Below are 13423 nucleotides of genomic sequence, written 5' to 3' on the forward strand. Positions count from 1 at the left end.
TCCCCTGCGGCCAAGACCGCGATGCTGCCGGTGCATGAAGGAGCCGTTGTTCGAACGCTGGGCCGAGTCAGGCTGGTCGCCCGCCGACCCGGACGACGCCATCGACCTGGTCACGGCGTTCGTCGTCGGCTTCGTCATCGAGGAACAGGAGCAGCACCAGGCCGCCAGGGCCGATCCATCGCGCTACTCGATCAACCAGCGCGACGCCCGGCTTGACGAAGGCACGTCACGTGTCAAGCAGGCCGGGCATCTCCAGGACGAGGGCGCCCAGCGGTTCGAACGGCACCTCGGCATGGTCCTCGACGGGATCGCCGCCCGGCCGGACGCGTGACTCACCGGCGCCTGCGCACCAGCACCGTCGCGAGCACCGCGGCCGCGACGAGCGCCGCGCCACCCATCAGGATGTAGAGCTGCACCCCGGCCAGGGAGTTCGCGGCGACCCCCGCGACGAGCGAGTCGGTGGCTGTCGCGTTGAGCACCATCACGCCGACGACGTTGAGCACGACCGACCCGACGCAGAGCACGACCGCCACCAGGCTGCCGATCGCACCGTGGTTCTCGGGCGGCGTCATGACGGTCGCGAGGTTGAAGCTGGAGGCGATGCCCGCGCCCGCGGCCACACCGAGCAGGGTGGCGCAGACCAGCCCGACCGGGAGCACCGAGACGCCCACGAGCATCCCGAACGTGGCCAACAGGCCCACCGCGATACCGGCGAACAGCGTGCGCGCCGGACCGATCCGGGACGCGAGAACACCTGACACCGGACCACCGATCATGATCCCGACCGCGGACAGCACGAACAACGCGAGCACCACGTCGCCGCCGCCGAGGCCGTAGCCGAGGCCGAGCTCGGGCGGCACTTCCGCGACAAGGCTCTTCAGCTGCAACATGCTCTGCACCGCACCGGCCATGAGCGCCACCGCTCCCAGCGTCAACGCCAGCAACCCGCTGTGCCCACGCAGGTCGACGATCGGCTCGGGGACCCGCAGCACATGCCGCACACCGGCGGCCAGCGCGATGACGCCGCCGACCAGCGCGGCCAGCAGACCTGGGTTCGCCCAGCCCACGTCCGGGGCCATGCTGACGCTACCGAGCACCGCGACCAGACCGGAACCGAGCAGCAGCGCCCCGGCGAGGTCGACCGACCCTCCGGAGCGGATCGGCGGCTCCGGGATGAACAGCCGCACGGTGACCGCGCAGACCATCGCAAGAGCGGCGGCGACGACGAAGACGCTCCGGTAGCCGAACGCGTCGATCGCCGGGTTCAGCAGGAACATCGCGGGGATCCCCAGTACCGACGCGCCTGTGGTCACGACGCCGACGGCGGCCATCCCGACCCGCGGGGTGCAGACCTGCCGGGTGATCGCCACCGTGAGCAGGACCGCTCCCATGGCCGCCCCCTGCAGGAACCGCCCGAGCACGAAGACGACGACGTTCGGCGCGACCAGGCAGACCAGCGATCCCACAAGTGTGACGAGCATGGTGACGACGAGGATTCGGCGCTTGCCGTGGATGTCGCCGTTGCGCCCGAGCAACGGCGCCCACATCGCGCCCGCCAGCATCGCGCTCGAGTTGAGCCACGCGGCCTGGTCGGTCTGGAAGTGCCGCATCATGTCCGGCAACGCCAGCAGCGGAGCGACGATGACCACGTCGGCCAACAGGTTCGCCCCGACGAGGATCACCAACCAACCGACCAGTCGACCGCTCCACCTGTCCTCCGCGACACCCGACGGGCGCACTAACGACGTGACTTGGCCCATGAGTTCTCTCCAGGTAGTGGCAGCCGGGAACACCCGACCGCCTCGAGGGTTTCTTTCTCCTGTTCCAGGGAGCGCTCGGTCTGCAGCGCCACTACCGCTCGCCCGCGACGGGGCGGCGGACGCGCACGCCGGCGGCGCCTCGGCGCACGTCGGAGTACACGTCCTCGAACGCGTCCAGGGCCGCGTCGTGTGCCGCGGCCACCTTCCGGCCGGACGCGCCCATCCGCATACAGGTCGCCGGATCGTCGAGCAGGGCGGTGAGCGCCGCGGCGAGGCCGACCACGTCTCCGGGGCGGTGCAGCAGGCCGTTCTGGACGAGGTGCGGGAGTGCGACCGCGTCGGCGGCCCCGAAGACGTGGGCCGGGTCCCGCCAGGCCCACCGCGAGACCCGGTCGGCGAGCACGTCCGGCACCTGGGCGTGCCGCAGCATGTTCTCCGGCATGAAGTGGTCGTGGCGACGGTCGGGTACCTGGCCGCGGACGGCCGCGAGCAGACCGCGCCCGACCTGGAAGTGCGACTGCACGTGCACGACGTCCGGGCGCAGCACCCGCTGCTCCCCCGCGTCCGCCGGGCCGGGCAGACAGGCGGAACCGTCCCTGGCCAGGGACGCGGTAGGAGCGCAGCCGGCGCACCGCCGGCACGGCGTCCCGCTGGACCGGCGACGGGGCCGCACCGGTGTCGGACAGCGCCAGGACGTGCACATCGTGCCCCCGCCGGGCGAGGCCGGCGGCCAGTCGCGTGGTGAACCGGGCGGCACCGTTGATGTCGGGCGGGCAGGTGTCGGCGCCGATCAGGACGCGCAGCGGACAGGTCGTGGTCGTTCCCATGGGCACGGACACTCCTGGGATGGTCGGGGCGAGGTTCCCCACCACGATCTCGATCCTGGGTGAATCGTGATCACGATGCGGTTCGGAATTCGGTATGAGGCGCTGCGGTCAGTGCGCCGTGGGTGTTCCGCCGAGCGCCGTGCCTCGGACGAGGAGCGCCCCGATGATCGTGAACAACGACAGCGTGGCCGCCACCAGGAACGAAGCGTGCACGCCGCCCGCCGTCGACTCCACCAGCGGGACGCCCTCGGCGGCCAGCGCCGACGACCGCACCGACAGCACACTGACCAGCAGCGCCACCCCGGCAGCCCCGGCCAGCTGCTGCGCGGTGCTGAAGATCGCGCTGCCGTAGGAGTACAACTCCGGCGACACCGCTCCCAGGCCCGCGGTGAACAGCGGCGTGAACACGAACGCCAGCCCCACCGACAGCAACAGGTGGAACCCGACCACCTGCAGCAGCGAGCTCTCGGCCGTGAACATCGTGGCGGCCCACAGCGCCGCGCTGGCGGCTGCTGTGCCGGGCACCAGCAGCGCCCGCGCGCCGAACCGGTCGTACAGCCGCCCGACCACCGGCCCCAGCAGCCCCATCAGCAGCCCGCCCGGCAGGAGCAGCAAGCCCGTGGTGAGCGGCTCCAGCACCAGCACGGTCTGCAGGTAGATCGGCAGCAGCACGGCCGTGCCCAGCAGCGTTCCCATCGTGAGCATCATCATCACGCTGGCGACGGTGAACGTCCGGGAGCGGAACGTGCGTAGATCCAGCAGGGCGCGGTCGGTCCGCTGCAGCACCAGCTGCCGGGCGACGAACGCCACCAGACCCGCGACGCCGACGGCGAATGCGCCCCACACCACGACAGACGACGTGCCACTGGAGTGGCCGACGCTGCTCAGCCCGTAGACGAGGCCACCGAAGCCGAGCGCGGACAGCACGACGGACACCACGTCGATCGGCGCCGACGTGGTCTCCCCGACGTTCGTGATCAGCCGCAAGCCCAGCACCAGCGCGGCGAGCGCGATCGGCAGCACCAGCCAGAACATGTGGCGCCAGCCGAACAGGTCCAGCACGATGCCCGACACCGTGGGCCCGAGCGCGGGTGCGACGGAGATGACGATCGAGATGTTGCCCATCAGGGCGCCCCGGCGACCCAGGGGCACGAGCGTCAACACCGTGGTCATCAGCAGCGGCATCATGATCGCCGTGCCGCCGGCCTGCACGACGCGGCCGGCCAGCAGCACACCGAACCCCGGCGCGACCGCGGCGAGCAGCGTGCCCGCGCTGAACAGCAGCATGGCTGTGGCGAACAGGGTGCGCGTGGGCACCCTCCGGATCAGGAACCCGGTGACCGGGATGACCACGGACATCGTGAGCAGGAAGCCCGCGGTGAGCCACTGCCCGACGCTCGCCTCGACCTGCAGGTCGGTCATGAGCACCGGCAGCGCGACACCCATGAGCGTCTCGTTGAGGAAGACGACGAACGTGGAGACCAGCAGCACAGCGATCACGATGCGGTTGCGGGAACCGAGCTGTCCCGAGGCGTCGGGACCACCTTCGACGACAGCCGTCATGCCCGCTCCTTAACTAAGTTCACTTACGGCTCAGCCTGGCTGAACATCGTTAAGGTGTCAAGGTCGATGACTGACGTCGCCCCGCGCTCACCCCTTCAAGTAGTGGGTCACCATCGCAACCAGCTCGCCCTCGAACGTCTCGACGGGGACGGTCCGCGGAGCGGCCATGAACTTGTGCGTGTTCAACTCCACGGTGAACAGGATGGGATGATCTCCGCGGCGACGTCGGGGGTCGCCCGCGCGGACGTCTGGTTGCCCGACGATGACGTCACGGACCTGAGCCGTGCACAACTTCCCGTGCCGGTGGAGCGTGTCGAGCAGCTCCTGGGAGACCGGCGCCTCCTCGATCATCACCCGGAGCACCGCCACCCGCGACCGCTCCGGCGAACCGTTCGTCGGACACACCGGACCCGTCTACACCGCCGCGTTCAGTCCGGACGGCACCCTGCTCGCCACCGGCAGCGGCGACGGGTTGGTGCGCCTTTGGGACGTAGCCACCCGCAAGCAAATCAGCGGCCCTCACCTGCGCCACCAGCAGGCCGTCCGCTCTGTCGTCTTCAGCCCCGATGGCCGCACCCTCGCTAGCGGGGGCGAGGACAGCGCCGTGCGGCTGTGGGACATCAGCTACGCGGCCGACGTGCAACGGACCCTGTGCCATGCGGTGGGTCGCTCGCTGACACCCCTGACGAGCGGGCGGGTTACGCCCCGGCCTGCCCTACCCGAAGGTATGCGACTGGTCTAGGGCTGCTCCAACCGGGCGTATCTCCGGACTTCCTGTCATCGCGGCGAAGACACCTCGTCCCCTCGGAGTCCAGCCCCAGCTCCGACGTCGAGAGCCGCGCCATGACCGTGTCCACCTTGTCGTGTCCCGCCACGCTCGCCGAGTGGATCGCCGCCACCACCCCCGCCAGGCATCCCGGCGATGGATACCGCCCCTGTCGGGAGTCTCCGGTTCCTGTTCTACGGTCGCGCCTCCACTCACGAACACCAGGACCCACGCCACTCACGGGCATGGCAACTGGACATCGCCCGCCGGTTCACCCGAGAGCATGGCGTGATCGTGGGCGAGTACTTCGAAGTCGGATGTTCGCGGCAGGTGCCGTGGCACCTGCCGCCCCGGGCCGCGGCGATGCTGCGCTACATCGCGGCCAATGCGGACCGGATCGACGCGCTGGTGGTCGGCGAGTACGGGCGCGCGTTCCTCGACGGCGCCCAGGTTCGAGAACTGGGTTATTCCGTCATCCCGGCCTCATACGCGGTGATGGCCGCCTGTACCCGGTTCTGCACGCCCAGCCCGCGCAGGATCGCGGACAGGTGCGCCTTCACCGTGCCCTCCGCCAGGTGCAGGTGCACCGCGATCTCCTGGTTCGACAGGCCCTGCCCGACCAGCGCCAGCACGTCCCGCTCGCGCGGTGTCAGCGCCTCCACCTTGCGCTTCGCCGCCGCCGGTCGCGTCAATCCCGACCGCAGGCCGGCGAGGACACGGCGGGCGACCCGCGGTGACAGGTACGCGGCACCGTCGGCGACCGCCCGTACCGCGATCAGCAGTTCCCGCGGGTCCGCTGCCTTGAGCAGGAAGCCGCTCGCGCCGTCCTCCAAGGCCCGTGCCACGTACTCGTCCTCGTCGAACGTCGTCAGCATCACCACCGGGGCGACGTCGCGCAGCTCGCGGACCGCGGCGAGGCCGTCGAGGCGCGGCATTCGGATGTCCATCAGCACGACGTCCGGCTGGTGCGCGTGCGTCAGCTCTACCGCCGCGCGCCCGTCGGCCGCCTCCGCTACCACGGTGATCTCCGGATCCGTCGCCAACACCGCCGCCAGCCCCGCCCTGATCATGGCCTCGTCGTCGGCCAGCAGCACCCTGATCACGGCAGTGGCACCCGTGCGACCAGTGTGAACAGCCCGTCCTCGGCCGTCACCGCCAGTTCGCCACCCAGCAGCCGCAGCCGCTCCGCCAACCCTGCGAGGCCGCTGCCCCTGCCTACCCGACCCGTCAACGGATTCCCGACCTCCAGCGTCACCAGCCGCTCCGCGACCGTCATCGTCACCGTCACCGGCTCGCCCGGCGCGTGGCGGGCCGCGTTCGTCAGCGCCTCCCGCGTGACCCGGCGCACGGCCTGCTCCACCAGGTCCGGCAGGTCGGCGAGCCCGTCGACTGTCACGGACATGCCCGCGTCCCGCGCGTTCGCCACCAGGACCGCGACCGGCGGCACGTCGTCCCGTTCCCGCAGCATCGCGATCGACTGCCGCAGCCGGTCTGTCGCCGCCACCGCCGACGCCCGCACCGCACCCGCCGTGCGGGCGTCCTCGACGGCCAGACTCGGTGACAGCTCGAGTGCACCCGCGCGCAGCGCGATCAGCGCGAGGTCGTGGCCGAGCGAGTCGTGCAGCTCCGCCGCGAGCCTGCCCCGCTCCTGCAGCCGCGCCCGCTCGGCGACGTGCTCCTGCTCGCGCTCCAGCTGCCGCACCCGTTCCTGCTCAGCAGCGATCAGCAGCGCCTGCTGTCGCCGGTACCGCCCGGCGAGCCGTGGCAGCACGATCGTGATCACCAGGATGATCAACACCGACGTCACCTCGGGGCGGTCCAGGAGAGCCACGGCCGCCGTTCCCGCGATCGCGACCCCGGTGAGGACCTGCCAGCCGAAGCGGGTGTCGACGTGCCTGCCGTGCAGGTACGCGAGCACCGCCAGCACCACCCACGCGCACACCTGCCACACCGGCAGGCCGCCCTCCATGTTCAGCCCGCCGACCAGGCCGAGGACGGCGAGGACCCCGAGACTCACCGGACCGACACTAGCCGCACGACACGTGCCGCGAGCACCGCGAGCCCGGCCAGCGCGGCCGCGGCGAGCGTGACCGTGAGCGGCAGCGCGAAGTACCCGAGCTGCGCCCACAGCACCGTCCGGCCCGAGCTGATGAACGACACGACCTGCGGGTAGAACACGAACAGCACTGCGGGCAGCGCCACGACCACCAGCCGCGCGACCGTCAGCCACGGGCGCCGCCCGTGCCTGCGTTGCGCCCAGCGCCGTGCCCGCACCACCCCGAGCACGCCGAGCGCGACGGCCAGAAGCCCGATCGCGGCGAGCACCCAGTCGACGAGTTGCCGTGAGCTGCCGGGCTCCGCCGGTGTCTCACCGCGGCTCAGCGCGATCAGCCCGTCGAGGATCGTGCCGGTGTCGTCGACGAGCGCGGCACCGTTGGTCATCACGGCGTAGCCGTAGCCGGACTCGGGGTCGATGGCCTGGATCGCGTTGTAGGTCCACAGGTTGCCGCTGTGCACGAGCATGCCGTTGCCGTCGGGCTGCCAGCCCATGCCGTAGCCGTGCACGTCGGACGGCTGGTGCATGGTGTCGAGCGACTCGGCGGCAAACGGGCCGTAGCCGTTCTGCGCGACGAGCCAGCGGCCCATGTCGTGCGCGGTCGTGATCACCGTGCCCGACCCGCCGACCGCCGGGCCGTCGCCCAGCTCAGGCCGGTCGAGCCAGATGCCGTAGAGCGAGTTGAAGCCGTTCGGCGCGTCGCCGCCGGCCAGGCTGTCGTGCATGCCGAGCGGCTCGAACACGTGCTGGCGCAGGTAATCCTCGTAGGACTGACCGGAAACCACCTCGACCAGTCGGGCGGCGACGTTGTAGTTGACGTTGCTGTAGGCGAACCGCGTGCCCGGCTCGGCGGCGTCGACGGGTGGCAGGAGGTCGACGTACTCGGCGAGCGTCCGTGCCTCGGTCAGCTGTCCGATGTCGACGGAGTCGTCGGAGATGCCGGAGGTCTGGTTCAACAGGCGGCGCACGGTGATGCGCGGCGGGAGCTGAGGGAGGCGATCGTGCACCTCGTCGTCCAGCCCGACGCGGCCGTCCTCCACGAGCGTCATCACCGCGGCGGCGGTGAACGACTTGCTGACCGATGCGACCCGCATCGGCGTGTTCCCGGTGACGGCACCGCCGTTCGCGTCGTGCCCGGCGCCGGTGGCGTGCACGACCTCGTCGCCGTGGGTGACGACGACCGAGACGCCGGGCAACCCGGTCGCGTCGAGCACCTGGTCCAGATAGGTGTCGATCGATATCGGCGTGGGTGCGGGGGAAAGGGCCAACACCAGTCCGGCCACGAGTGTCCTCATGGGCCAGAACGCTATGGATCATCAGGGGAGCGTCGGATCCGCCGATCGACCACGGTCACCCCCACCGATCGTCGGGGGTGACCGTGGCGGATGGTCAACGCGAGGTGTCCGGACGGGTTGAAGCACCGCTCGACCACGTTGCGGGGCTTGTACCACTCGGCATCGAAGACCGGCGGACGGATGGCACGGTTTGCAGCAGCGGCACGACTCCGCCGGTTTCGGGCAGTCGATAGGACACCAGGGCAGGTGGGTGATCCCCAGCAGTTCCGGCAAGCACAGGCTTGGTACAGCGGGATCGCCTGGACTCAGGCGGTGAGGGCAGATCCACGCAACGCTCGTCAGCGCAGCGGCGAGACAAAGCGTGCCCGCAGCCGTGAGGCACTCCTGGCCGCCGCTGCCGACGTCTTTCGCCGCGGCTGGCACGAGGCTCGCATCGAGGACATCGCGAAGGCCGCCAGTGTCAGCACTGCCACGGCCTAGTCAGCACTGCCACGGCCTACAACCACTTCCCGGGCGGCAAGCAGGAACTCATCGGCCGGGTCCACGCGCCCTTCATCGACCCGCTGGCCGAAGCAGCCGAAGCCGACGTCGACGCGGGCCGCGACCCCGTCGAGGCGATCGAAGACCACATCCGAGCCGCCGTCACGGTGATGCGCCGCGAACTCCCGCTCACCATCGCCTTGACGGCCGCCGTCACCGAGCGGGTGGTCAAGGTCGGCCGGCCGACGGTGCCAGACCCGGCGTCCGCATCCCGCGAATGAACACAACCATGGAGCGCTGGATCCGGACCTGCCGACGTCAACTGCTCGACCGCACCCTGGTCTGGAACGAACGGCACGTTCCAGCAGCACACCCACCGGCGAGTCCACCGGTCAGGACGAACCGGACCCCGGCGACGTCATCGCCGCCCGGGCCCCGATCGCACGGGCGGCTCCGCGGGCACGATGTTGTGCCACCGGTTGAACACGTTGTCCGGGTCGTATTCGGCCTTAACGTGCCCCAGGCGCGCGTAGTTCGCCGCGCCGAACCCGGCCACGACGCGTTCCCTGCCCTCGTCGCCGATGAAGTTGAGGTACACCGCGCCCGTGCTCCACGGCTGGAGGGCGTCGCGCAGGTCGCGCGCCCACCGCCGAGCCCGCTCGTCGTCGGCCGGGTCCTCCCACATGCCGAACGGGTGCACCACCCAAGGCATGTCGCGGTGCCGCATCGGCCACTCGGTCTCCCTTGCCACGGCGCCGCCCCACGGCACCAGTACGTGCTGCGAGGGCGACGGGCACAGCATGTGGTGGGCGCCCGCGCAGAACCGCCGCACCGCCTCGTCGGGCAGCTCCGCCAGGTATTCGGCGGACCAGTAGTTCCGGTACCCCGGCGGATCGTCCAGCATGCACTGCAGTTCGGTGTACGGGATGTCGGACAGCACGGTCGACGCCGGTCCGATGTCGGTCAGGGGCGCGACCAGTTCGCGCAGTCCGGCCACCGGCCCGGCGTAGGTGACCAGGACGCCGCAACACAACCGACCGACCATGCCGGGCGGCACGAACTCCGCCGGCGGCCCGGTCATGTAGAGCACCCCTCCGCCCACCTCGTCCGGCGCGCCGGCCACGAGGTCGCGGAACCGGGTGGTGGCGGCCTCGCCCTGGTCGTACGGCCAGAGCAGCAGCGCAAAGGAGAACTCCGGAAGGGGATGGAGCCGGAACGTGAACGACGTGGCCACGCCGAAGTTGCCTCCGCCGCCGTGCAGCGCCCAGAATAGCTCCGGGTGGTCGGTCTCGCTCGCGGTGACCGTGCGGCCGTCGGCCAGCACCAGGTCGACCGACAGCAGGTTGTCGCACGCCAAACCGAACTTGCGTTCCAGCCAGCCCGAGCCGCCGCCCAGGGTCAGCCCCGCCACGCCCGTGGTGGACACCCGGCCGCCGGTCGTGGCCATGCCGTACGCCTGCGTCGCCCGGTCCACCGCCGCCCACGTCGCACCGCCGCCCACCACCGCGGTCCGAGCGTCCGGCGCCACGGTGACCGAGTCCATGCCACGCATGTCGATCACCACGCCGTCCTGCACGAGGCTCGCGCCGGCCACGCTGTGCCCGCCGCTGCGCACCGCCACCGGCAACCCGGAGCGCCGGACGAACCCCAAGGCCTGTTTCACGTCCTCGGTCGTCACGCACCGCGCAATGGCCGCGGGCGAGATCTCGATGGCGCTGTTGAACACAGCCCGCGCAGCCTCGAAACCGTCGTCGTCACGCGTGAGGACGGTGCCGCCGATCGCACCGCGCAGGGCAGAGAAGTCCGTCATGGTCCAACCTCCACAAGTCGGAGCGGGACCCCCAGGCGTGTCCAGAGTGGACCCTGCGCGGTCCCTTCGGCTCGGGTAGGAAGTCCCGTTCGCACAATGCGTCCGAGTGCTCGCGCCGGGTGTTCGGCTCGTGTCTCAACCCGCGGACTCACCTCACCAGGCCCGGCCGTCGAGCAGGACGTCCAGGCCGGACCCGGACAGGTGGAGCACCTCGTAACGTTCGTGGCTGACCCCTTCGGTACGACGGCGTCCTCACACAGGACAAACCTCAACGACCCCCAGTGTCGCAATGAGGATTGGCTCGCTCACGACCTCGTGCAAGGTTGGATGGCCAGCCTGAGATGATCTTGGTACGGGTCGTGTTGCGGTGCTGTCATCGCGTCGGATCACCGGTTCGTCGTCGCAGCTCAGCTCGCTCGTGCGGCGTTGGTCGACCGGCGCGGCGCCAGACAATACGATCATGACGCATCTGCGATCCCGGCAGGATCGGATTGCCGGTCGGCCGGTGCCGCCAGCACAACGCCGATCGACGGGCGAAACGGTCGTTGGTCAACGGCGTCGGATGCGAGAGGTTTCCAGGTTCGGCGGGCTACGCGGGGTCGGGCTTGTGATGGCGGCCGACAGACGGGATAGCGAGTGCCTGGTCGACCGATGCGGCAAGCTCGAGGTCCCGGTCGACCGTGGTCAACCGCGCAATCCGTCTGATCGGATGTCCTGGCGGGATCGCGACGGACAGTCTCAACCCACACCCGATCGCCTGTTCGCGGGCCTGCAGCAACGTGACCAGGCCCAGCGACCCGAAGAACGTGACCTGCGCCAGGTCCAGCACCAGCACCTCGACCGGCGCGGCCACCCGGGCACCGGCGGCCGGTGTGGCGGCGCGTGACGCGGCTGCCACGGCGAACCCCCCGCCGATCGCCGAACGGACGGACTCGATCGTGAGGTGGTCGACATCGCCCCGCACCCACACCACCACCGCCCGCCTGGCCGGCAGCGTCTCGACCCGCGTCCACACGTTCATCCCGGAGTCCACTCCCGTCACCCCCACCACACGAGCGAAGAATCCACGACGAGCGCCAGCCCGGCCGCGCCGACGGTTCAACCAGCTCCGATCGACGACAGCTCGATGGATTCCACGCGCTGGGTTGTCGGAGCCACATCGGTGTGCCGGATCCGCCCCTGTGACCCGTGGTCGGTGTCGGCCGCCGTACTCCGCTCGATTGCACCGCCGGTGGTCCCGCTCATCCGGCGAACGGAGCGGATTCCCCGCTCACACCAGTGTCGGCCAGTTCGTTGCGGATGACCTTCAGTTGGCCGCGCAGCCTGGTCACGGCGTGGTGGACCGACGAGCGCACTTCGGTCGGATCGGGCATGGCAGGTCGATCCCCCAGGTGCGACCCTGGTTTCTCAAGGTCGTGATTCACCCTCGGTCGATACCCCGGCACGCAGCCGTCCAAACGATCCGCGCCAGCAGCTGCGTGGCCATCGCCACGTCGGCCGGATCGGGAACGGAGTCAGCCACGACGCCCACGTCCCGTCCCCGCGGAGCCGGCGGCGGGCCGCGACACCGCTCCCCCGGCCTCCGCCGCCCTGTCGGGCGCACCGCCGCCGGAATCCTCGACGTGAACCCCCACGGCGCGGGCGGCGTCCACAAGCCGACGCGGATCGGGCAAAGCCCGGTCCAGGTTCTCCTGGCCGCAGATCACCAGTGCCGACAACTCCGGCACCGCCCGCACCAGAACCAGCTCGCGTTCACCGAAAGAGCACCAGCGCCGGACCGCGACCGGAATGTGCAGGAACCGCCGGACGTTCAACCGGTACTCGCCGCCACGAACGCCGCGCACCACGATGGTCCCGGCGTGCACGGCGATGTCGATCCGCGTTCCCGCTTCCCAGCCGAGAACGTCGAACACCATGCCGCACGTCAACCGGCCCTTGTGATCCAGCACCGTCGTGCAATAGCGGCGCAGGTGCCGCAGACGAATCGGCGGGAGCTTCCCCGGATCGGGCGCGGGCGTGCGCCGCAGATCCAATTCCCGCCGACCCTCGGGATCGGCCGGCGGTGTGCCCGCGCCGCCTCGGGAAGGCCTCGGCTGCGTCGTCGGCGGGCTGCCGCCGGGTACGAGCGGCGCGATGATCCAGTCACTCATCGTGACCACCCCACACGGGATGACCCGAGCCCGGGAACGACTCGAACCTCGACCGCATGCTGCGATCAGGTGCCTGAACTGCGATGATGCGTGGCGGGAAGATTCCCACGTTTGAATGAGCCTTCTCCAACCTCATCCAGCGTTGAGGTGAAGTGTGAGGACGGCTCTGGTCAGGTCGGTGACACGGGTGGTGGAGCAGCGGAGTCTGCGCAGCAGCCGCCAGGCCTTCAGGATCGAGACGGCTCGTTCGCCCGGGGCGCGGATGCGGGCATGCGAGCGGTTGACCGCCTGCTGACCGGGCGAGAGGTTGTGCCACTTACCGCGATACGGCACGCGGACCGGGCCGCCCGCACCCCGGTATGCCTTGTCCGCCCAGCATGGGATCCCCGCTCCGGCCAGGGCGTCGACGATGCCGTGCGCGCGGGCCGCGGTCAGGTCGTGGACCGAGCCGGGCCGTGCGGATGAGGTCCAGAGCAGTCGCCCGGCGGGGTCGGCAAGGACTTGGACGTTCATGCCGTGGCGTTTGTGCTACCCGAGCAGTACGGCCGGTCGGCGGCGATGCGGTCGATGGGTACCAGGGTGCCGTCGAGGACGGCGTAGGCCTTGCGCATGGCGGTTTTCAGCGCGTCGGCCAGGTCCGGTTCCAGTGCTGCCAGGAGTTGGACGGCCTCGTGGATGTAGCGGCAGACGGTGGCCAGGCCGACGCCGAACCCCGC

Annotated in this window: 12 protein-coding genes and 2 pseudogenes; 2 read left to right on the forward strand and 12 right to left on the reverse strand. The window is 70.6% G+C overall.

Going from position 1 to position 13423, the window contains the following annotated elements; genetic code table 11:
• The first annotated feature begins 34 nt into the window (after positions 1–34).
• Positions 35–331, forward strand: a complete 297-nt coding sequence (locus tag OQ02_RS29385) for a TetR/AcrR family transcriptional regulator C-terminal domain-containing protein (protein ID WP_033441860.1) — start codon at positions 35–37, stop codon at positions 329–331.
• A gap of 1 nt (position 332) precedes the next feature.
• Here OQ02_RS29385 and OQ02_RS29390 read toward each other — a convergent pair whose 3' ends face one another.
• The 4 genes and pseudogenes from OQ02_RS29390 to OQ02_RS29400 form a co-directional block, all read right to left on the reverse strand.
• Entirely contained in the window at positions 333–1682 is a 1350-nt protein-coding gene (locus tag OQ02_RS29390) for an MFS transporter (RefSeq protein WP_197043551.1), read from the reverse strand.
• Positions 1683–1851: 169 nt separating this feature from the next.
• The gene (locus OQ02_RS46190) at positions 1852–2307 is read right to left on the reverse strand and encodes a hypothetical protein (protein ID WP_033441862.1); all 456 of its coding nucleotides are present in this window, start codon (positions 2305–2307) and stop codon (positions 1852–1854) included.
• 88 nt (positions 2308–2395) lie between these two features.
• Positions 2396–2587, reverse strand: a pseudogene (locus OQ02_RS47280) (glycosyltransferase); the annotation flags it as partial.
• A gap of 108 nt (positions 2588–2695) precedes the next feature.
• The gene (locus tag OQ02_RS29400) at positions 2696–4150 is read right to left on the reverse strand and encodes a DHA2 family efflux MFS transporter permease subunit (RefSeq protein WP_033441863.1); all 1455 of its coding nucleotides are present in this window, start codon (positions 4148–4150) and stop codon (positions 2696–2698) included.
• A gap of 310 nt (positions 4151–4460) precedes the next feature.
• Between OQ02_RS29400 and OQ02_RS29410 the strand changes: the two genes are divergently transcribed.
• Positions 4461–4892, forward strand: a complete 432-nt coding sequence (locus OQ02_RS29410; protein WP_063747178.1) for a WD40 repeat domain-containing protein — start codon at positions 4461–4463, stop codon at positions 4890–4892.
• 488 nt (positions 4893–5380) lie between these two features.
• Here the strand turns inward: OQ02_RS29410 and OQ02_RS29415 are convergent, their stop codons facing one another.
• From OQ02_RS29415 to OQ02_RS40290, 8 genes and pseudogenes are all read right to left on the reverse strand, one after another.
• Positions 5381–6019, reverse strand: a complete 639-nt coding sequence (locus tag OQ02_RS29415) for a response regulator (protein ID WP_033441865.1) — start codon at positions 6017–6019, stop codon at positions 5381–5383.
• Positions 6016–6933 (reverse strand): sensor histidine kinase, encoded by a 918-nt coding sequence (locus tag OQ02_RS29420; protein WP_033441866.1) that lies wholly within the window; start codon positions 6931–6933, stop codon positions 6016–6018. Before OQ02_RS29420 ends, OQ02_RS29415 begins: the two co-directional genes overlap by 4 nt.
• Positions 6930–8267 carry a serine hydrolase domain-containing protein gene (locus OQ02_RS29425; protein ID WP_033441867.1) on the reverse strand — a complete coding sequence of 446 codons (1338 nt, stop codon included), beginning with the start codon at positions 8265–8267 and terminating at the stop codon, positions 6930–6932. The genes OQ02_RS29420 and OQ02_RS29425 overlap by 4 nt, the downstream gene beginning before the upstream one ends.
• A gap of 898 nt (positions 8268–9165) precedes the next feature.
• Positions 9166–10557: an FAD-binding oxidoreductase gene (locus OQ02_RS29430; protein WP_033441868.1), complete on the reverse strand. Its 1392-nt coding sequence runs from the start codon at positions 10555–10557 to the stop codon at positions 9166–9168.
• 589 nt (positions 10558–11146) lie between these two features.
• A complete protein-coding gene (locus tag OQ02_RS41420; protein ID WP_156077376.1) occupies positions 11147–11578 on the reverse strand; it encodes an STAS domain-containing protein in 432 nt (143 codons plus the stop codon).
• A gap of 220 nt (positions 11579–11798) precedes the next feature.
• Entirely contained in the window at positions 11799–11930 is a 132-nt protein-coding gene (locus OQ02_RS46810) for a hypothetical protein (protein WP_269321653.1), read from the reverse strand.
• 141 nt (positions 11931–12071) lie between these two features.
• Complete coding sequence (locus OQ02_RS29440) at positions 12072–12707, reverse strand: hypothetical protein (protein ID WP_156077377.1); 636 nt, start codon at positions 12705–12707, stop codon at positions 12072–12074.
• 132 nt (positions 12708–12839) lie between these two features.
• Positions 12840–13423 (reverse strand): annotated as a pseudogene (locus OQ02_RS40290) (transposase family protein); the annotation flags it as partial.

The organism is Saccharothrix sp. NRRL B-16314, assembly GCF_000716595.1.
In the GTDB taxonomy this organism is placed as follows: domain Bacteria; phylum Actinomycetota; class Actinomycetes; order Mycobacteriales; family Pseudonocardiaceae; genus Actinosynnema.

Coding starts and splice junctions, on each gene's coding strand:
- OQ02_RS29385 (WP_033441860.1), top strand. CDS start 35: ATGAAGGAGCCGTTGTTCGAACGCTGGGCCGAGTCAGGCTGGTCGCCC.
- OQ02_RS29400 (WP_033441863.1), bottom strand. CDS start 4,150: ATGACGGCTGTCGTCGAAGGTGGTCCCGACGCCTCGGGACAGCTCGGT.
- OQ02_RS29425 (WP_033441867.1), bottom strand. CDS start 8,267: ATGAGGACACTCGTGGCCGGACTGGTGTTGGCCCTTTCCCCCGCACCC.
- OQ02_RS29430 (WP_033441868.1), bottom strand. CDS start 10,557: ATGACGGACTTCTCTGCCCTGCGCGGTGCGATCGGCGGCACCGTCCTC.
- OQ02_RS41420 (WP_156077376.1), bottom strand. CDS start 11,578: ATGAACGTGTGGACGCGGGTCGAGACGCTGCCGGCCAGGCGGGCGGTG.
- OQ02_RS46810 (WP_269321653.1), bottom strand. CDS start 11,930: ATGCCCGATCCGACCGAAGTGCGCTCGTCGGTCCACCACGCCGTGACC.
- OQ02_RS29440 (WP_156077377.1), bottom strand. CDS start 12,707: ATGAGTGACTGGATCATCGCGCCGCTCGTACCCGGCGGCAGCCCGCCG.